At 57.7% G+C, this 19,143-nt stretch carries 14 protein-coding genes; 7 read left to right on the top strand and 7 right to left on the bottom strand.

Features of this window, described 5'->3' with window-relative positions; all coding sequences use genetic code 11:
• Window positions 1–75 precede the first annotated feature (75 nt).
• Both BZL43_RS03990 and BZL43_RS03995 read left to right on the top strand, forming a co-directional pair.
• Window positions 76–753 carry a glutathione S-transferase family protein gene (locus BZL43_RS03990; RefSeq protein ID WP_095631099.1) on the top strand — a complete coding sequence of 226 codons (678 nt, stop codon included), beginning with the start codon at window positions 76–78 and terminating at the stop codon, window positions 751–753.
• A 121-nt stretch (window positions 754–874) separates the two neighbouring features.
• Window positions 875–3,070: a TonB-dependent siderophore receptor gene (locus BZL43_RS03995; protein ID WP_095631100.1), complete on the top strand. Its 2,196-nt coding sequence runs from the start codon at window positions 875–877 to the stop codon at window positions 3,068–3,070.
• On the opposite strand, the gene BZL43_RS04000 is transcribed toward BZL43_RS03995, so the two are convergent.
• Entirely contained in the window at window positions 3,067–3,396 is a 330-nt protein-coding gene (locus BZL43_RS04000; RefSeq protein ID WP_095631101.1) for a hypothetical protein, read from the bottom strand. The genes BZL43_RS03995 and BZL43_RS04000 overlap by 4 nt on opposite strands.
• Before the next feature lie 238 nt (window positions 3,397–3,634).
• On the opposite strand from BZL43_RS04000, the gene BZL43_RS04005 reads away from it, so the two are divergent.
• On the top strand, window positions 3,635–5,059 hold the full coding sequence (locus BZL43_RS04005; RefSeq protein ID WP_095631102.1) for a homospermidine synthase: 1,425 nt from the start codon (window positions 3,635–3,637) through the stop codon (window positions 5,057–5,059).
• 36 nt (window positions 5,060–5,095) lie between these two features.
• Here BZL43_RS04005 and BZL43_RS04010 read toward each other — a convergent pair whose 3' ends face one another.
• A complete protein-coding gene (locus tag BZL43_RS04010; RefSeq protein WP_095631103.1) occupies window positions 5,096–5,800 on the bottom strand; it encodes a phosphoribosyltransferase in 705 nt (234 codons plus the stop codon).
• Window positions 5,801–5,881: 81 nt separating this feature from the next.
• Entirely contained in the window at window positions 5,882–6,769 is an 888-nt protein-coding gene (locus BZL43_RS04015) for a universal stress protein (protein ID WP_095631104.1), read from the bottom strand.
• Window positions 6,770–7,062: 293 nt separating this feature from the next.
• Between BZL43_RS04015 and BZL43_RS04020 the strand changes: the two genes are divergently transcribed.
• A complete protein-coding gene (locus BZL43_RS04020; protein WP_095631105.1) occupies window positions 7,063–8,286 on the top strand; it encodes a DUF3422 domain-containing protein in 1,224 nt (407 codons plus the stop codon).
• Between the two features lie 63 nt (window positions 8,287–8,349).
• Here the strand turns inward: BZL43_RS04020 and otnI are convergent, their stop codons facing one another.
• The 4 genes from otnI to BZL43_RS04040 form a co-directional block, all read right to left on the bottom strand.
• Window positions 8,350–9,132, bottom strand: coding sequence for a 2-oxo-tetronate isomerase (gene otnI / locus BZL43_RS04025; protein WP_095631106.1), 783 nt, complete (start codon window positions 9,130–9,132; stop codon window positions 8,350–8,352).
• A 384-nt stretch (window positions 9,133–9,516) separates the two neighbouring features.
• Window positions 9,517–11,136 (bottom strand): methyl-accepting chemotaxis protein, encoded by a 1,620-nt coding sequence (locus tag BZL43_RS04030; RefSeq protein WP_095631107.1) that lies wholly within the window; start codon window positions 11,134–11,136, stop codon window positions 9,517–9,519.
• 482 nt (window positions 11,137–11,618) lie between these two features.
• Window positions 11,619–13,742 (bottom strand): TonB-dependent siderophore receptor, encoded by a 2,124-nt coding sequence (locus BZL43_RS04035; RefSeq protein WP_168185063.1) that lies wholly within the window; start codon window positions 13,740–13,742, stop codon window positions 11,619–11,621.
• A 123-nt stretch (window positions 13,743–13,865) separates the two neighbouring features.
• Window positions 13,866–15,992, bottom strand: a complete 2,127-nt coding sequence (locus tag BZL43_RS04040; RefSeq protein WP_095631108.1) for a TonB-dependent siderophore receptor — start codon at window positions 15,990–15,992, stop codon at window positions 13,866–13,868.
• A 694-nt stretch (window positions 15,993–16,686) separates the two neighbouring features.
• Between BZL43_RS04040 and rfaH the strand changes: the two genes are divergently transcribed.
• The 3 genes from rfaH (at window position 16,687) to BZL43_RS04055 (ending at window position 19,141) form a co-directional block, all read left to right on the top strand.
• Window positions 16,687–17,208, top strand: coding sequence for a transcription/translation regulatory transformer protein RfaH (rfaH, locus tag BZL43_RS04045; protein WP_095631109.1), 522 nt, complete (start codon window positions 16,687–16,689; stop codon window positions 17,206–17,208).
• 227 nt (window positions 17,209–17,435) lie between these two features.
• The gene (locus BZL43_RS04050; RefSeq protein WP_095631110.1) at window positions 17,436–18,590 is read left to right on the top strand and encodes an outer membrane beta-barrel protein; all 1,155 of its coding nucleotides are present in this window, start codon (window positions 17,436–17,438) and stop codon (window positions 18,588–18,590) included.
• A gap of 17 nt (window positions 18,591–18,607) precedes the next feature.
• Entirely contained in the window at window positions 18,608–19,141 is a 534-nt protein-coding gene (locus BZL43_RS04055) for a polysaccharide biosynthesis/export family protein (protein WP_095631111.1), read from the top strand.
• Window positions 19,142–19,143 lie beyond the last annotated feature (2 nt).

Raw genomic sequence — 19,143 nt, forward strand, 5'->3', positions numbered from 1 at the left:
GATTGTTCATTGCCCCTGCTTTTTTTATTACAGGGCCTTGCGCTTCCCCCCTGCGATCCAACGAGGAGGTGAAAGATGTCGCTGACGCTTTACTACCATCCACTGGCGTCGTTCTGTCACAAAGTACTGATCGCGCTCTACGAAAACGGCATCGAATTCGAGAGAAGAATCATCGATCTCGGAGACGCGGCCGACAGCGCAGAACTTCAGGCATTTTGGCCAATCGGAAAGTTCCCAATAATTTTTGACGCTGTCGACCAGCGGAGTCTGCCGGAGTCCAGCATCATCATTGAGTACCTGGATAGACGCTTTCCAGGCGCGCACCCTCTGGTTCCAGACGATTGGGAGACCGCGCTGGAAGTCCGATTATGGGATCGATTTTTTGACCAGTATGTACAAGGACCGATACAACAGATTGTCAGTGATCGGCTACACGCGACCAACGGTGATGTCACCAGAGAGCGATCCATGCTGAAAACGGCTTATGGGATGCTCGAACGCCGGATGGCATCCAGAATCTGGGTGGCCAGCCCGGCGTTCAGCATGGCCGATTGCGCCGCTGCCCCGGCACTCTTTTATGCCAGGACGCTCGTGCCGTTCCCTGATGACTACGGCCACTTGAGCGCCTATTTCGAAAGGTTGGCAGAGAGACCGTCATTTCAGCGTGTGATCGACGAAGCCCGGCCCTGGTTTTCGTTCTACCCGTTTGCGGAAGCAATCGAGCAACGGTTTCGTGTGATGAGCCCCTCGTAGGCGATCGTCGAAATGACACTTTCATTTCATGATCGCTCCTCTTGTATGATGCCCCGCTTTCAAGCGTGAGCCACAGACCAAGACTCCCCAAACCCGGGCCCGCAGTCGTCGAGGATTTTTCATGAATAGGCTTTACCGGACCTCCCGCCAGGGAGTGGCCGCCCCGCGGTTTGCGCTCAATTCCCTGAACCTTGGCCTGGGCCTGCTGCTGTCCAGCACCGTGCCTTCGGCCTGGGCCGCCGCGACCGAACTGCCGGCGGTGACCGTTACCGGCGAAGATTCTTCCGGTTATCAGGCCGACAGCGCTTCGGTCGGTGGGTTCGAGGCGGCGCCATTGCTCGATACGCCGGCCTCGATTTCGGTCGTCAACGAGGCGATGATCAAGGATCAGCAGGCCCGCCTGCTCAGCGAAGTACTGCGCAATGACGCCTCGGTGGGTGAAAGCTACGCACCGGTCGGCTACTACGAAAACTTCGTCGTGCGTGGCTTTTCCCTCAATTCCGCCAGCAGCTACAAAATCAACGGCCGCACCATCACTGGCGAGCAGAATGTCGGGCTGGAGAATAAACAGCAGGTGGAATTGCTCAAGGGCCTTTCTGGCCTGCAAAGCGGTGTCAGCGAGCCTGGCGGATTGGTCAACTACGTGACCAAGCGGCCTGGCGACGTGCGTTCGGTCACCGTCTCCACCGATGATCGCGGCAGTGGTTACCTGGCGACCGACGTCGGTGGCTGGTTCGGCAGCGAGCAGCAGTTCGGCCTGCGCGCCAATCTGGCCCACGAAGACCTGCATTCCTACGTCGAACACACCAATGGCCAGCGCGATTTCGCCTCGCTGGCCTTCGACTGGAACATCAGTCCCAATGCGCTGCTGCAACTGGACGCCGAGTATCAGACCAAGGAGCAGCGCTCGGCACCGGGTTATCAATTGCTCGGCGGTTCCAGCCTGCCCCACCACGCCTCGCCAAAGAAACTGCTGGCCCACCAGAGCGGTTCGAACCCGGTCAGCACCGATGCGCTGAACCTCAACGGGAACTTCGAGTACCGCTTCAGCGACCAGTGGAAAGGCAGCCTCAGCGCCTCGCGCAGCCGGGTAGTGATCGATGACTACAGCGCGTTCGCCTGGGGCTGCTACGGTTCCGCCAGTTGCGCTGGCGCGGCGGTACCTAACTACTTCAGCCCCGAGGGCGACTACGACATTTACGATTTCCGCAGCCCCGACGATACCCGCCGCAACGATGAAGTGCAGGCGCTCCTCAGCGGTCACTTCGAAACCGGTGGCCTGGGCCACGAACTCAGCGTCGGGACTAGCGCGTTTCGCCGCGTGGTGGACAAACGTGATGCCATCAATCAGATGATCGGCAGCGCCAACATCAACAGCGAACCGGCTGATTTTGCCCCTTACGACGGCCCGCTCAACGATTCCTACCGACGCCTGGACAGCCGCCAGTACGGGCTGTTTTTCAATGACCGGATCAGTTTCAACGAGCAATGGCAGGCAGTGCTTGGCGGGCGCGAAGTGCGCCTGGATGAAGAGACCTTCGACAGCCAGGGCGAGACCACCCGGCACACCCAACGCTATGAGTTCCTGCCCCAGGCCGCGCTGATCTACAAGCCGGTGCAAAACCTGTCGCTGTACACCCGCTACAGCAAGGGCCTGTCCCTGGGCGGCGAAGCGGCGTGGTTCAACACCAATGCCTATGAAATTCTGGCGCCCACCGTATCGCGACAAATCGAGGCCGGTATCAAATACGACTGGCAGCGCATCAGCCTGGCCGCGGCGTTGTTCCAGATTCGCCAGGCCTACCAGTATTCGCGACCGAATGACGATGGCACGTTCACATTCACTCAACAGGGCGAACAGAAGAACACCGGGCTGGAGCTCTCGGCCAATGGCTGGGCCAGCCAGCGCCTGCAGATCGCCGCCAGTGTCGCGGCGATTCGCGCGCGGGTCACCGACAGCGGCACGCCAGCCTATGAAGGCCACCAGGCAATCAACGTTCCGACCCTGCGCGCCAACCTCTACGGTGACTACGCCCTGCCCTGGCTCGATGGCCTGGCGCTGCTCGGTGGCGTGCAGTACAGCGCCAGCAAGTACGCCAACCGCCAAGGTGAAGTGCAGACCGGGGCCTACGCCATCTTCAACATCGGCAGCCGCTACAGCACTCGCATCGACGGATATGACACGGTGTTCCGCCTGACCGTGGACAACCTGTTCGACAAACGCTACTGGCGCGATGCCGGTGAATACATGGGCGACGGCTACCTGTTCCAGGGCGCGCCACTGACCGCCCGGCTGAGCGCCTCGATCAACTTCTAGCGTCGGGCCAACTCATGCCGGATGCACTGCTCGTAATACGTTTGCTTGATCGCAGCCGGCTTGAGACGCGAGGCACTGTTATAGGTTTGTTCGGTGATCCCCATGGCCGTCATGCGCATCCACGGCCGGGGGAATTTTCGCGACTGCAGTTTCTTGCGTGCCCCGTAAAGCGTGAAACCGGAAAGCTTCGCCGCTTGTGCATCTGCGGCGATGTCCGAGCCCCAACTGCAGACGAAACGACTGTTCTTGCTCAAGTCCTTTGCCTGAGCCTCCAGCGAGAGTGTCACCAAGGCAAATGTCGCAGCCATCCATACCAAAGTCCGCATATCGCCGATGCCTAACCTTTTGAAAAGAAAGCAAGTTTGACAACGAAACGGAAATCGGGGGGCCAGCAGTTCGCCTCATTCTCATCTGTTTTTTGCCCCGAACGGCACCGCCGTTTCGTTGACGGCGTGCGAAAATTTTTTGAGCTTTAACTGAGCCTTGCAGTCTCTAATTTGAGAGCGTCGTGGTCAGCGACAGGTCATTTGCGGCGAGCGCGCGGTCAGCCGGTGGAGGCTAGCGATGTCGGATCTTGAGCATGTCATTCAGCCCTTTGATGCCCGGTTGGTGATGATCGGCTCTGGCTGTATCGGAAAAGGTGTACTCCCGTTGTTGTTGCGCCATCTTGTGCTTGAACCGCAACGCCTGTTGATCCTCAGCCCCGATGACGATGGCCGTTTACTCGCACAGGAATTTGGCGTTGCCCACCAAGCCGAGCAACTGGACCAGAACAATTACGAGACGGTGCTGGACCCGCTGTTGAGCGCTGGCGACTTCCTGCTCAACCTCTCGGTGGGCGTATCGAGCCTGTCCCTGATTCAGTTCGCCCAGCGTAAAGGCGTGCTGTATCTGGACACCTGTATCGAGCCGTGGGAAGGCGGTTACACCGCCCCCGACAAATCCCTGTCCGAAAGATCCAACTATGCATTGAGGGAGGCGGCACTTCAGCTTCGCAGGGAAAGTGCGCAAGGTCTGTCCACCGCTGTCTTGACCCACGGAGCCAATCCGGGGCTGGTGTCGCACCTGATCAAGCAGGCACTGGTCAATCTCGCTGAAGAGTTGGGTGACACAACGCCGCAACCCACGACGCGCGAAGAATGGGCGCAGTTGGCCAACCGCCTGAATATCCGCTGCATTCACATCGCCGAACGCGATTCGCAGTTTTCATCGAAACACAAAATTGCCGATGAGTTCGTCAACACCTGGTCCGTGGACGGCTTCATCAGTGAAGGCAGCCAGCCAGCGGAGTTGGGTTGGGGCAGCCATGAGAAAGCGCTGCCCGAGGATGGCTATTACCACGCCTTCGGGTGTCAGGCCGGGATCTACCTGCAACGTCCCGGTGCCTCCACGCGGGTTCGAACCTGGACACCCTCGACGGGTCCCACCCATGGGCTGCTCGTGACCCACAACGAAGCCTTGTCGATTGCCGACTACCTGACCCTTGGCCAGGGAAGGCAACCGACTTACCGGCCGACTGTCCACTACGCTTATAGGCCTTGTGACGACGCCTTGCTCTCGGTGCATGAACTCGCCGAGCGCAACTGGAAACCCCAGAGCGGCCAGCGTCTGCTCGATGACGAAATCCTCGACGGCAGCGACGAACTCGGCGTGCTGCTGATGGGGCATGCCAGAAACAGTTATTGGTATGGCTCGCGCCTATCAATCCAGCAAGCCCGGGCTCTGTGCCCCTATAACAGCGCCACCAGCCTGCAAGTGACGGCGGGAGTGCTGGCCGGCGTGATCTGGGCCATTCGCAATCCACAACGCGGCATTGTCGAACCGGATGAATTGCCCTTCAGGGAAATCCTGCAGATCTGCATGCCTTACCTTGGCAAGGTAGAAGGCATTTATTCCGACTGGACGCCGCTTACCGGACGTCACTCATTGATGCCCGAGCAGACCGATGAGTCCGATCCATGGCAATTCGTGAACGTCAGGATCACATGAAGGCCTGACGTGGTTTGCTCCACGCCAGGCAACGACTCAAATGCCGGAACCGTTCTGAAAGGAGTCGCCCGAACCGGACTCTCTTTGCCAGGCCCGGTGCAGAAGATCGATGACCTCTTCGTCGGATGTCTGCGAAAAATCCGTGTACCAATGACCGATCGAAATCATCCAGTCGGGGATGAGCGGGCAAATCAGTTCGTCCACTTCATCGCGCAGCGCCTCTGCCGTCTCCTGCGGTGCCACCGGCACGGCAACAACGATGCGCGATGGCGCTTGCAGGCGCGCGGCCTGTATCGCGGCCATCATCGTGGCGCCTGTCGCCAGGCCGTCATCGATCAGAATCACCACCTGATCCTTGAGCGCCACAGGTGCACGGGATGCCCGGTATAGCTTCTCGCGACGTGATAACTCCTGGGCTTCCTTTGCCACCACGATATCGAGCGTTCGTTGATCAATACCGTTAGCCCGCAGCGCATCTTCGTTGACGATTTGTATGCCACCGCTGGCAATCGCGCCCATGGCGAACTCCTGGTGGGACGGTACGCCCAGCTTGCGCACCAGCATCAGGTCCAGACGAACCTCCAGGGCCGTGGCGACTTCATAGGCCACCGGAACGCCGCCACGGGGTAAGGCGAGAACGATGACATTGGCTCTTTTAGCGTATTTGAGCAACGGCTCCACCAAGCCTCGGCCGGCTTCCACCCGGTCATGCAAGATGGTTTGCAATGAAGGACTAGTCATTTGAAAACCTCCCTGGGGCAGGAACCCCAAAAATGGGCATTCGTTTGACGGCGGCCATCATTCCGATTGGGGCGCCCGCCCCTAGACCGCCAGAATGCTGCAAGGCACCTGATACAGGATATGTTCGGTCGTGCTGCCAAGCAGCCGCTCCAGGCCACGGTATTGGGTTCTGCCCACCACGACCACATCCATCTGATGCTGGTGGGCGAATTCGCTCAGCACCGAGACAGGGTGACCCATGATGAAATGCCGACAGTCAGAGGGTACGCCGAACCGACCGGCCAGCTTGAGAAAAGCCTTTTCCAGATCGCTGCGCAGTTCACGGGTGAGTTGCGCGAGCGTCAAATCACCGCCCATATCCGCCAGAAAAGCGGCCGAAATGTCACAGGCGTACAACAGATGCAACTCGGCATTGCACTGCAGTGCCAGGCCCGACGCCTGCAAGATGATCCGGTCATTGAGTTCACCGTTGGACGGCTCGGTATCCGATATGTCAACCGCGGCCACCACCTTCTGCGGCAAGGCATGGCCTTCACCCCCCACCAGATAGACCGGTACCGGACAATGGCGCAACAAACGCCAATCCAGCGGTGTGAAGAATGCGCGTTTGAGCACGGGTTCATGCTGCACTTGCTTGATCAACAGATCGGGCTGCATGTGCGTGACATGGTCAAGAATGTCCTGGCGCATGTTGTCGGCCCATGCAACTTCGGTTGTCACCTCAATTCCCCGGCCTCGCATCTTTTCCGCTTGTTCATCGAGCCAGTCGCGGTGTTCCTGCAGGTAGGTTGCCCGAGCCATTTTGCGGTCGCCTTCTTCGAGCAGCGACAGAATATCCAACGAGGGGATCAGGCCGGCAATGTGCAAGCTCGCCCCGCTGGCCTTGGCCAGGGCGGCGCCATGGTTTATCGCAGGTGAATGGCGCAGCAACGGGTTGATGACCATTAATAACCGTTGATACTGGCTCATGGGCAGCCTCCAGACAGGTTGATCCTCGACGCCGGCTCGAGAATCCAGCATCAGGCCCAGATTCGTCCCTTAAAGCTCCTTAAGCGTTGATTTATATCAACTCCCTTGAACGAGGCATTGAAAGGGCCACTTGAAAAGAATAGTTCACAACGCTGCTGTGCATCCCCTGGCAGGCTCTTACGCGATGGCCGTTCGCCTGAAAATGGCATTGGGCAATCGCCGGTTTGGGTTTGTGACTCGGGTATTCATCAACCAGTCCCAAGAACAAACAACTCCAACATGGCCCAAACAGCATGCACCCGCAAAGACTGATCCTGCACAACGAGTTGCACGCGCGCCCGTCCCTGTATTTCGATGAGCCCGCCCATGTGTTTCACCTGGCGTTTCTGGCGAACGACGGGCAGTGCGACACCCTGCTGAGTCGCTGCTGCCCCGGCCCGGTCGACCCGGATGCAGCCCAGGGCATTACCGAGCTGGAGGGCCATGCCCTGAAATGGGAACGGCACGCAGAATTCCTGACGCTGACGCTGGTGGTGCCCTCCTCCAGTCAGGAGCCATGCTGGAGCCTGCCACCCAGAGCCTTGATGGACCGGGTCGAGCCGTTCATGCAGCACGTGATCAACGCTGTGCAGATTGTGGTGCGCACCGATACGTCTTTTTCCGGCGATCTGTCCGTTTATGGATTCAAGGATCCCAGCGGCTCTTGCATCGGCGGTGGCGATGCGACGGTCTGGAGCGATTTTCGCCTGAACGAGGACGGCACCAACCGTTTTCTTTTCGTGAACAAACGCCTGAATGCCTATCGCCTGGGACGGATGATCCGCCGTCTGCTGGAGATCGAAACCTACCGAATGATGGCTTCGCTTTCACTCATCACCGCGAAAGCCTTGAGCACCCAGCTCAACGTCTTCGACAAGACCCTGGTCAACCTTTCCGAACGCAACGCCGGCCCCGATACCGGAAATGCAAAAGCGTTGCTGACCGATATTGCCAACCTGTCGGCGCAAGTGGTCAGCAGCAATGCAAAAACCCGACACCGCTTCAGCGCCACTCAAGCCTATGCACAGCTGGTTTTCGAACGCTTGGGCGAACTGCGCGAAAGTCATGTGGGTGATTGCCAGCGACTGGGTGTCTTCATCGAAAGGCGCTTCAAACCCACGGTCAGGTACTGCGCCGTCACCGAACAACGCCTGGAGCAACTGGCCGAGAGCGTGGCCAACCTCGGGGACTTGTTGCAGGCCCGTGTCCAGGTCGAAATGGAAGAGCAGAACTCGGAAATCCTGAAGAGCCTCAACGCCCGCGCCGATACTCAAATCAAAATCCAGCGTGCCGTCGAAGGCTTGTCGATTATCGCCATCACCTATTATCTGTTGAGCCTGTTCAAGCTGTTTTACTCGGGACTGCACGTCATGGGCGCAGGCATTTCCGCCAGAGACGCCCTGCTGGCCATGACCCCGCTTGCGCTCTGCGTCCTGCTGTTTATTTTGCTCAGGATCAGGAAGGCCAAGGAGCACTGATACTGCACTCAATCGTGCGTGGGCGGTCTGGCCACTTTGCGGTAGGTCGCACCGTGCAAGACGTTAGCGCGCCTTCCAGTCCCGTAACCATTGCAAGCCGGCTGATGTGTTGCCATGCGGCCGGTATTCGCACCCAACCCAGCCGTCATAACCCAACTGGTCGATCAGCTCGAACAGGTAGGGATAGTTGACTTCGCCCTGGTCCGGTTCATGTCGATCCGGCACGCCGGCGATCTGGATATGGCCGATGCCGTGGAAATCCCGACGCAGTTTAGTGGCCAGGTCACCTTCGACGATCTGGCAGTGGTAGCAGTCGAACTGAACCTTCAGGTTAGTGGCGCCCACTTCCTTGCAGATGGCCTGGGCCTGGTCCTGGCGGTTGAGAAAAAAGCCTGGCATGTCCCGCGTATTGATCGGCTCCAGAAGCACCGTGATGCCAACCTTGGCGGCCTGCGCGGTGGCGTACGCCAGGTTCTCCAGGTACACGCCGTGATGCCGTGGGCGATCTGTTTCCGACGGCAGCAAGCCAGCCATCACATGGATGCGTGAGTTGCCCAGCACCGCGGCGTATTCCAGCGCGCGATCGAAACCGCTACGAAATTCACTCTCCCGCCCCGGCAACGACACAGTGCCGCGCTCGCCCGCCGCCCAATCGCCGGGCGGCGCGTTGAACAGGGCCTGCACCAGGCCGTTGTCGCTCAAGCGCTGTTTGAGCTCCTGAGCGCTGTGGTCGTAGGGGAACAGGTATTCCACGGCGTCGAAACCATCGGCGGCAGCGGCGGCGAAACGGTCCAGAAACTCATGTTCCGGATAGAGCATGCTGAGGTTTGCAGCAAAGCGAGGCATGGTAGCTCCTATCTATGTTTTTGTAGGAGCCAGGCTTGCCGGCGAAGGCGATCTCAAGGACGCTTTCGCCGGCAAGCCGTGCTCCTACAGGTGTCGATCGCGTCGACAATTTTCGTTAGACAAACGGCCAGATCAACAAGGTAATACCGAAACCCAATGTGCAGAGCAAGGTCGTCAACACCGTCCAGGTTCGCAAGCCACAGGCCACGACCATCGATGTGGTCGCGAGCTATGGCGAAGGAGCTTGCCCCCGCCGGGCTGCGAAGCAGTCCTGAAAATCTCTGGTGTAGCAACGATTGTGTGAGCGCTACGCACTCAAACGGGGGCAAGCCCCCTCGCCACAGTTCATCGTGTGCTGACTGACTTGAACGCTTTGGAGTCGGACTAAATTTTGAAGCGCGCCACCGTCTGGTGCAGTGCGCCTGCCATCTGCGCCAGTTCCAGCCCGGCGCTGTCGGTATGCCGAGCACCCAACAAAACCTGTTCGGATAAGTTACGAATGCCCACCAGATTGCGATCCACCTCACGGGCGACCAAGGCCTGCTCTTCCGTGGCACTGGCAATCATCAGGTTGCGCTCGTTGATCTGGGAAATTGACCGGGTGATTTCTTCCAGCGCTTCGCCGGAGCGTTGCGCGACTTCCAGGGTTGTCTGCACCAGATGAGCACTGCTTTGCATGGCGGTCACGGCATGCCCGGTATCAACCCGAATATTGCCAATCATCTGTTCGATTTCCTGGGTCGACACCTGAGTGCGATGGGCCAGTGCCCGCACTTCATCGGCGACCACTGCGAAACCGCGTCCGGCATCACCGGCGCGGGCCGCTTCAATCGCTGCGTTGAGGGCCAGCAAATTGGTTTGCTCGGCGATGCTGCGAATCACATCCAGCACCGTGCTGATGTCCTGCACCCGCCCGGCCAATTGCTGGATACGCTGCGAAGTGTCGGTCATGCCGTGTGCCAGCGTACCTATCGAGGCCACCGTTTCCTGTACTTGATCACGACCGCGTTGCGCGGTTTGCTCGGACATCCGGGACGCTTCGCTGGTGCTGACCGCATTGCGCGCGACCTCGTCGACAGCCGCCGTCATTTGATTGACCGCTGCCGCTGCCTGTTCGATTTCCAGGCCCTGCAACTGCAAGCTGCTACTGGTCTGGCTGCTGACTGCACTGAGTTCTTCACAGGAACTGGCCACCTGATCGACCGATGCCGCGATGTGCTTGACCATCGCGTTCAAGCTTTGCTGCATCAGGTGCATGTTCATCATCACGCTGCCATCGGCACTGGCATTCACCGGCACTTGAATCGTCAGGTCGCCCTGCGCGATTTGATTCAACAGCCGTGCCGCATCATCAGGCTCGCCACCCAAAGGCCGGCTCACACTGCGCGCAACAATGATCGCAGCAACGATGACCAGCACCAGGCAGAACAGGAACAGCCCGAACATGTTGCGCCGGGCATCGCTGTACAAGCGCTGCGCCGACAGTTCACGGTCGGTGAACATCCGTCCTTGCAGGGCCATCAGTTGATCCAGGCTTCTATAGACCTCGTGTTCTGCCGGGATAACCTTTTGTTTGAGCTGCGCCATAGCCTCTTCCAGAGCCCCTTGCCTGATCAGCACCTGTACTTGGGTGAATGCCGCAACGTATGCCTCGCGGTTCTTTTTCAGGGTGGCATAAGTGGCTTTGCCTTCTGGCAAATTGAACAATGGCTCAAGCGTTTCGAGCGCCTGAGTGATTCGTTTTTTGGTGATATCAATGGCCTGCTGGACGTGCTGATTGTCTTTCTCGATGAGCAAGTCCCGCGTGTTCCTGGCGTTATCACGCACGCCAGTGGCGATGACCATGATCGGCTCGATCTTTGGCCAGTCCTGTTTGACGATAATCACCGACTGTTCCTTGAGCGTTGCCAAATCGTGCAACGCATAAAACGCCATGCCCATCAGTGCCAACGGCGCAATTAAAAAACCGATGACGATGCGTTGTGCCGTGCTTGATTTGCCCATCATTTATTCCCCGATTAATACCTGCCAAATGGGCAGCACAACAGACGGTCGGCGGTCACCACCAACGGGTTCATAAAACAAAAAAAACGCCTGAAACCTTTCGGTTCCAGGCGTCTTTGCCTGTTCATTCGCGGTGTAAGACTGGCCTGTTAGCCTGATGCACCCTTATTGCCTTGCAATCTGCCCGGCCAATCGATCGTCATTGACCGAGGGCTCTACCCCGCACGAATGCATGGAAGCTGGCTTGATGCGAGCGATGCAGGCTTTGTGCCACACAGCAGCAGGGAGAATCCTGAGCGATGGCGAATTATCGCGACGACGGCGGCCTAAGCGAGTGCAGGCAGGGGTAAGCCAACATCGCTGGAAAAAACGGATGATCAGGCCACCCGTTTGCAAGTTGAAGGCGAACGTTGATTACGCCGCCTCCCACTGGTGCAGGTTGTTCATGTGGCGCTTTATAAAAGTGCGCCCTGAAACGCGCTCTACAAGGTGTATGAAATTCCCATCTGCACGGTTCTCGGCGCACCCGGATAGGCGTAAACGTTGCCAAAGGCGCCTTCATCGTAGTGGCTGTCGAACACGTTCTTCAGGTCGAGGTTAAGCCGCACGTGCTCGTTGACTTTGTAAAAACTGAGCAGGTCGAACACCTTGTAGCTATCCATGGAAAAGGCATTGGCCGCGGTCTGGCCGGCGCGCTCGTCGACATACTTGGCGCCCAGTCCCAGGCCCAGACCTTTGAGGCCACCGTCCTGAAACTCGTAGACGTTCAGCAGGCTGAAACTGTTGCGCGGAATGTTCATCAGGCGGGTGCCTGACTTCAGCACGTTGTCCTGGGTGACTTCGGCATCCACGTAGGCGTAGCCACCGATCATGCGCCACTCTGGGGTGAGGTTGCCGGCCACGTTCAGATCAAAGCCACGGCTACGCACTTCACCCGCCGCAACGCTGAAGGTCGAGTCCACCGGGTCTGTCGTCAGGACATTGCGTTTTTCGATCTGATACACCGCGGCATCCACACTCAACTGACGATCAAGGGCCTGCCACTTGACGCCCACCTCGTAGGATTTGCCTTCTTCAGGCTTGAAACCGCCGCCCGTTCGACTGGCACCGCTGTTGGGCTTGAAGGACCGCGCTGTGTCGGCATAGATCGCCACGGTCGGGGTCAGATCGTAGATCAGCCCCAGGCGCGGAGTGACGGCGTTGTCGCTGTTGGTCCAGCTTGTGCCGTTGACCAAGTAGCTGTCGTAATCCTGTTCGAAGCGTTCGAAACGCACACCAGCCAACGCTTTCAAACCTTCGGCCAGGGTCACTTGGTCTTGCACGAAAGCGGCATAAGTCTTGAGGTTTTCCTGATCGTGGGTGGTGGTGCGAGTCAACGCCGGGCGCGGCTGGCCGTAAACCGGGTTGAAAATATCAATGGGGTAGGCACTCACCGCGCCACTGGAGCGACGGATGATCGACTTGTAATCGTAATCCTCATACTCGATGCCCGTGAGCAACGTGTGATCGAATCCACCGGTGGAAAAATGCCCGGTCAGGTTCAACTGCACATCAAGGTCACGCCATTCCAGTTTGCGGTAGTTGAAATTGCGCCCCAGCGTTCGGCCGTCGGCAGCGACCCCGTTGCCTTCAATGCCATTGCCTTGCAGGCTGCCGTCGAGAAATTGCGTGCCGCCGCCCAAGGTCCAGTTGTCGTTCAGGAAATGCTCGAAACGCAGTTGCGCCATGTTGTTGTCGTTGTGCAGCTTGCCGACATCCTTTTCACCGAAAAAAGTATCTCGCGATGCGACACCGATCTGATTGCGATAGCGGGTCACACCCCGATCGAGCGGCGCGTTGTTGCGCATGAAATCGCCTTCGAAGGTAATACGGGTAGTGTCGTTGACCTGCCAACCGAGGACCGGCGCCACACCATAACGCTCGTTTTCGACATGATCACGGAAGGTGTCGCCGCCCTCGCCTATCACGTTCAGCCGATAGGCCAGTCGCCCTTCATCGTCCAGCGGCCCTGTGGCATCCATCGTTGCGCGACGCATGCCCTGATCATTGAGCTGACTGCCCAGGGTGACAGTGGGTTCGGCCAGGGGTTGTTTGGACACCACGTTGAAAGTGCCACCCGGGTCGCCACGGCCATAGAGCGTGGTGGCTGGCCCGCGCAGGACCTCCAGGCGCTCGATGGTATTGGCATCGGGCATGTTCGGGTAACCGCGGTTGATCGGGAAACCGTTACGGTAGAACTCACCGGTGGTAAAGCCACGTACGGTGAACGTGGTCAGGCCCTGGCCACCGAAGTTGTTCGCACGGCCCACGCCACCCGCGTAATCGAGAGCATCTTGCAGGCGGGTGGCGCCGAGGTCTTCCACAACATCCCGGGTGACCACGCTGATCGATTGTGGAGTTTCATGAATGGGAGTGTCAGTGCGCGTTGCACTGGCGGAACGGGTCGCTCGATACCCTTGGACCGGGCCCTGGGCCTGCTCTTCGAATGTGCCATTGATATCGATCGCTTGTAACTCTATTGACGCCGGATCAGTCGGTGCCTGGTCTGCCCAGGTGGTTTGGGAAATGGCTTGAATCACACACAGAGAAACGAGAGTTCGACGCATCGACAGACAACCTGAGAAAGATGCCGGGCGCAACAGGAGCTCGGCGAATAAAGAGTGAAACGCCCCCCGCTCCAACCGGTACAAACACCGGCGAAACGGGGTCAGCGCGGTAAAGCAGCGCGATCAGAACGTCACACTGGCGCTCAGGCGTGCCGTGCGCGGCTCGCCGACATTGACCGCCAGCTGGGTGCCGGTAGAGGACGGGTAGTACTGCTTGTCGAACAGGTTGTCGACGTTGAATTGCAGCGAAGTCTTGTAGCCAAACATTGGCGCTTCCCAACGCACGAAGGCATCGGCCACGGTGTAGCTGCTCAGCCAGAAATCGTTGGCGTTGTTGGCCGCGCGCTCGCCGACGTAACGTGCGCCAGCGCCGGTATGCCAGGCCCCGAATTCCGTAGGCACGTTCAGGTGATGGGTGAGGTACAGGCTTGCGGTGTGCTTGGGCGCATCGGCAAGGCGATGCCCTTCGTCATCCGGATCGTCGAGGATTTCCGTGTGGGTGTAAGCGTAGGTGCCGATCAGGTCCCAGCGCTCGGCCACACGCCCGGTGATGTCCAGCTCCAGGCCCTGTGAACCGACCTTGCCCGCCGCCTCCGAAAGGCTGACGCCACCGATCGACTGGCTGGTCACGACGTTTTTCTTGACGATGTCGAACAGCGCAAGGTTGATGTTCAGCCCCGGCAGCGGATCGTACTTCGCACCCACCTCGTAGCTGCGGCCCTCCTCCGGATCGAAGGTATGGCCGGCGTCGTCGACTTCGGTATTGGGTTTGAACGATCGGCTGTAGTTACCATACAGCGACAAGGTATCGGTGGCTTTGTAGACCAGGCCCAGAAACGGCACGAAGGCGTCGCCATTATCGTCGCGGTTGACGGTATAGCTGCTGCCTCGGCCCTGATCGCTGTACTGATCGTAATGTTGCTGACGACCGCCAACGACCAGGATCCAGCGGTCATCGAGGTGCCAGTTATCCTTGAAGTACACCGAGCTTGAGGTCAGCTGGTTGCTCAGGTCACTTTGCGTGGCGCTGACCAGGCTGGGCTCGGCCAAACGTCCGTAAACCGGCGCGGTGATGTCGAAGCCTGACCGCGGTGTATTGCGGTAGGTTTTGCCCCGGAACTGGTCGGACACTTCGTTATCCGCGCCGATCAGCAGGTCATGGCGTTGGCCGAACAGCTCCTGCTGGCCGATAAAATCCCAACTGGCATAGCGAGTCTCATCATCGTAGTGAGCACCGTTGGCAGCACGTCGCAGATTGTTGCCGGTCAACGCATTCGGCTGGGCAATCGAGAGGCTGTAGCGGTCGTTGTTCCAGCCGTAAGTGACGCGGGTTTTCCAGTCGTCACTGAGCTGATACTCGAAACGCGCGGTGGCCACTTCACGGATACCGACGCTTTTGGCCCAGCGCTCGTCGAGACGCTTGTCGTAGTCGATGTCCGCCGGATGACCGTTGGTGAACACGGTGCCACGGTCGAAGGGGCTGGAATAATCGTTGTATTCATAGCTCAGGGTCAGGTTGGCCCGCTCACCGGTCCAGCTCAGCGATGGCGCGACCAGGGTGTTCTCGTTCACGCCATAGTTGCGCCAATAATCCTCATGGCCGCGCTCGGCAATCAGGCGATAGGCCAGGCCCGTGTCTCCCAAAGGCCCGGTGGTGTCCACCGCCAGGGTGCCGCCGCCTTCGCTGTAGGCCGAGCCGCTGAGCGTTGTGCTCTGGGTGTATTCAGGCTTTTTACTGATCACGTTGATCAATCCGCCAGGCTCCAGCGCGCCATACAGCATCGAAGCAGGCCCTTTGAGCACTTCCACACGATCCGTGGTGGCGCTGAAGTTGTGGCCCATATTGGAACGCACGCCATCGCGCAGGATCGAGCCGTCGTCGTTGCTGCCAAAACCGCGCTTGACCAGGGAGTCTCGCGAATTGCCCAGGGTATTGCTCTGGCTGACACCACTGACGAACTTCATGGCGTCGTCCAGCGAGCGCACCTGATAATCAGCCAGGGTCTGTTGGGTAACCACATTGACCGATTGCGCCTCTTCCTTGATCGGCACATTGCTTTTGCTTGCCGTGCTGGCATGAGTAGCGGTGTAGCTGGTGTCTTGGCTGACACGGTTCGCCTGAATATCAGTGGTCGGCAGTTCGAGGGGAGCCTGTGCCCACAGAGGACTGGCAAACATAACGCAAGAGAGCGTCGGCAACGCGTGTTTGATGAAAACCTTGCGGCGGGCAAAGAGGTGGGGCTGGCTCAAGACGTCGCACTCGATGAGTTAGTAGTAACGATTCTCATTGTATTGTGCGATCTATTTGCAGTAAACCCTGGACCGCCATCCTCCCGCATTTTGATTCGGGAGGTTTTGTGTGTTGTCTGCCGGTCCATTTCGGCAGGCACTTTGTGCGCGTCAAAAAAAATACCCTGCCAAAACAAATGGTTGAGGGCTTTTAATCGATTATTGGACAGAAGGTTATATTTTTGACTAGTGACATTTGACAGGCCGTCTGGAGTGGTCGATACCTAACAGGGTCGACGTATAAAAAGAATGTAATTTCATTAATAGATATACGTCACCCCCCTGCGCTTAAGTTCACGATAGAAACAGTTTATTTTTCATAGGACCGAAAGTTCGGACCCTGCGGTAGCTTTGGCCATCGCCACCGAACACGTCCTATGATGACACCGAGACATCACTTACATCGTTAAGTAATGCTTACACTTTTTGATTCAGCGCTGCTCCAGCGAAGTGCAACTAAGCGATCCTCGCGCCAGATTTTTGACTTCGTTTGCATCGTGACTTTCACCTAACCTGCTTCATTATTGATACACCTGTTTCACCCATTTAACACGTTTGCCGCGCGACACTTCTCTACAGCGTTCGCCTGCAGACTTAATGGCATTGCGGATGCGTGAAACAGGCCTGCTTAACCAATATTCCGGAGCTTGCCAGAATGCTGACGAGTACCCAAGGTTCAAACTGGTATCTTTTACAGTGCAAGCCGCGTCAGGATGAACGGGCCCAGATCAATTTATTGCGACAAAACTACGTTATATTTTGTCCGCAAATTATTAGCGAACGCCTGATTCATGGCAAACCCCATCAATCGCTTGAACCGCTCTTCCCGGGGTATCTTTTCATTCAGCTGAGCCGTGATGACAAATGGGGGCCCCTGCGCTCTACCCGCGGTGTCAGCCGCATCGTCGACTTCAATCATGGCCCGGCAATCGTCCCGGACGATGTCATAGAGCATCTGCGTACCCGGTGTTTTAATCCCCCCATCATGCAGGCCTCTCAACCATTCAAACCTGGGGAAACACTGCAAATAACCCGAGGACCACTGTCGACACTGGAAGGTATTTTCCTGAGCATGTTAGGGGATGAACGAGTTATGATACTTCTTCACTTTTTAAATAGAGAGCATCACGTTCGCGTGCCATTAACCGACATTGCACGCCCTCGGCATTATTTATAAACATCTCACTAACACTTTTTAACTTTTACACCTGACAACCCATTATCAAGTTCAAATAAAAGCCTGGCATTTCCACCACCCTATGAACGAGTAAACGCCAACAAAAACAAACTCACACACTTACCCTCGACTCATTAATTATTGATTGCCACCGGCATTGCACACCCTCGATTCACCCATTGTTTTTCCGGTCTATAGTCATTGAACTCACCCCCAGGAGCAATGATATGACTCTCAAGACCCGCGGCCCTTTCGCACTGTTCATGATCTATTTGTGTCCCGGAACGGCCTGGAGTCTTGATCCCCAGTCCATTGATATTTATGGGTTCGACTTCACCCCTACCCTGCTGTTTTCAGAAAGTTATGATGACAACTTCCGCGAACTGGAGCGGGCGCAATCTTCGATGGTGACAAAAGTGGCGCCCACTTTCGAACTCAAGGCTGAAGACCGCAACAGTGGTACCCGACTCATCTGGCAGCCTACCCGATACATTTATCATGACGACTCGGAGGCCTCGAACACGGCGCAACGCCTGCGCCTCAATAGCATCATGGAATTCACCGACCGCCATCGACTGAAACTTGATGCGGAAGCACGTAAATACGAGCGGACGACGTCGACCGCTGTCGATGGCGTCAATGACAAGATTCGCAGTCAACGCGCCAACGGTCTCTATACCTACGGTGCCAGAAGCGCTGCCAACCAGATTGATCTGGGCGCCAGTTACGCCCGACTTCGCTACGACAACTCAGGCGGTATCAACGACGACAAAGAGCGCGATACCACTGGCCTGACCACCACGTGGTACCACCGCATCGGCAGCAATACACGTGGGTTACTGCAGTACGACCACACCGTCTTTGATTACGAGTCCAACACCCGTCTCAATAGCACATCCGATGCGGTTCTCGCCGGTGCCGAATGGGATTTCACCGCACGCACCACCGGCAAAGTCCGTGTCGGTTATGAGCGCAAGAACTTCGACGACAGCGAGGTCGATGACCTCAGCAACCCGACCTGGCAAGTGGATCTGCGCTGGAAACCACGCACCTATTCGACTTTCTCCTTTGTTGCCCGCCAGGCCATGGCCGAGGGCGATGACGGTGCGGATGCCGTCAAGACCACCACGGCGCTGGTCGGCTGGCGTCATGGCTGGACCGAACGCATCACCACAGTGGCCGAAGTCGGACTTGGCCGTTACGAGTACGAAGGGCAGGACCGCACCGACGACCTTCGTGACTACAACCTCGGCGTGGAATACGCAATGCGCCGCTGGCTGGATATCGCGCTGGGCTATCGCTACCGCAACAATGACTCCGATACCGACGACCAGAGTTTTGAACGCAACATCTTCTTGCTCAGCTTCAACGTAAGTCTCTAAGAGAAGAGGTTTTCCCCATGAACTCGCGAATGCTTGGCTTGTTGTTCGTGCCGTGGCTGTTGCCCGTGACGTTTGCAGCAGACACCGGTGCCCAGTACAAACTGGCAGCCGGCGATGTATTGCGTATCACCGTATTCGGTGAGCGGGATCTGAGCTTCGAAAAAATCCGTCTCAACGATGCCGGAATGTTTTCCTATCCATTTCTGGGCGACATTGCCGCCAAGGGACTCACGCCCCGGCAGGTAGAAAAACTCATCGTCGACGGGCTTAAACAAGGTTACCTGGTCGACCCCAAGGTCAGTCTCAACCTGATCGCTTACCGCTCGTTCTACATCAATGGAGAGGTCCAGAAACCCGGCAGCTATCCGTTCGAGCCCGGGCTGACGCTGGAGAAAGCCATCGCCCTGGGTGGCGGCCTGACCGAACGAGCCTCGATCAAGCGGGTGACCATCGTGCGCGGCGATGGCTCCCCACCGCTGACCGACAAGATCACGCGCAGCACTGCCATCGGCCCCGGTGACACCATTTCCATTGCACAAGGCTTTTTCTAATC

The sequence above is a fragment of the Pseudomonas sp. PICF141 genome (assembly GCF_002286815.1).
Taxonomy (GTDB): domain Bacteria; phylum Pseudomonadota; class Gammaproteobacteria; order Pseudomonadales; family Pseudomonadaceae; genus Aquipseudomonas.

Excerpts from the sequence above, each read along its gene's own strand:
- BZL43_RS04005 (WP_095631102.1), top strand. The coding sequence starts at position 3,635 with ATGTCGGATCTTGAGCATGTCATTCAGCCCTTTGATGCCCGGTTGGTG.
- BZL43_RS04000 (WP_095631101.1), bottom strand. The coding sequence starts at position 3,396 with ATGCGGACTTTGGTATGGATGGCTGCGACATTTGCCTTGGTGACACTC.
- BZL43_RS03995 (WP_095631100.1), top strand. The coding sequence starts at position 875 with ATGAATAGGCTTTACCGGACCTCCCGCCAGGGAGTGGCCGCCCCGCGG.
- BZL43_RS04015 (WP_095631104.1), bottom strand. The coding sequence starts at position 6,769 with ATGAGCCAGTATCAACGGTTATTAATGGTCATCAACCCGTTGCTGCGC.
- BZL43_RS04030 (WP_095631107.1), bottom strand. The coding sequence starts at position 11,136 with ATGGGCAAATCAAGCACGGCACAACGCATCGTCATCGGTTTTTTAATT.
- BZL43_RS04010 (WP_095631103.1), bottom strand. The coding sequence starts at position 5,800 with ATGACTAGTCCTTCATTGCAAACCATCTTGCATGACCGGGTGGAAGCC.
- BZL43_RS04020 (WP_095631105.1), top strand. The coding sequence starts at position 7,063 with ATGCACCCGCAAAGACTGATCCTGCACAACGAGTTGCACGCGCGCCCG.
- BZL43_RS04035 (WP_168185063.1), bottom strand. The coding sequence starts at position 13,742 with ATGCGTCGAACTCTCGTTTCTCTGTGTGTGATTCAAGCCATTTCCCAA.
- BZL43_RS04055 (WP_095631111.1), top strand. The coding sequence starts at position 18,608 with ATGAACTCGCGAATGCTTGGCTTGTTGTTCGTGCCGTGGCTGTTGCCC.
- BZL43_RS04050 (WP_095631110.1), top strand. The coding sequence starts at position 17,436 with ATGACTCTCAAGACCCGCGGCCCTTTCGCACTGTTCATGATCTATTTG.
- rfaH (WP_095631109.1), top strand. The coding sequence starts at position 16,687 with ATGCTGACGAGTACCCAAGGTTCAAACTGGTATCTTTTACAGTGCAAG.
- BZL43_RS03990 (WP_095631099.1), top strand. The coding sequence starts at position 76 with ATGTCGCTGACGCTTTACTACCATCCACTGGCGTCGTTCTGTCACAAA.
- otnI (WP_095631106.1), bottom strand. The coding sequence starts at position 9,132 with ATGCCTCGCTTTGCTGCAAACCTCAGCATGCTCTATCCGGAACATGAG.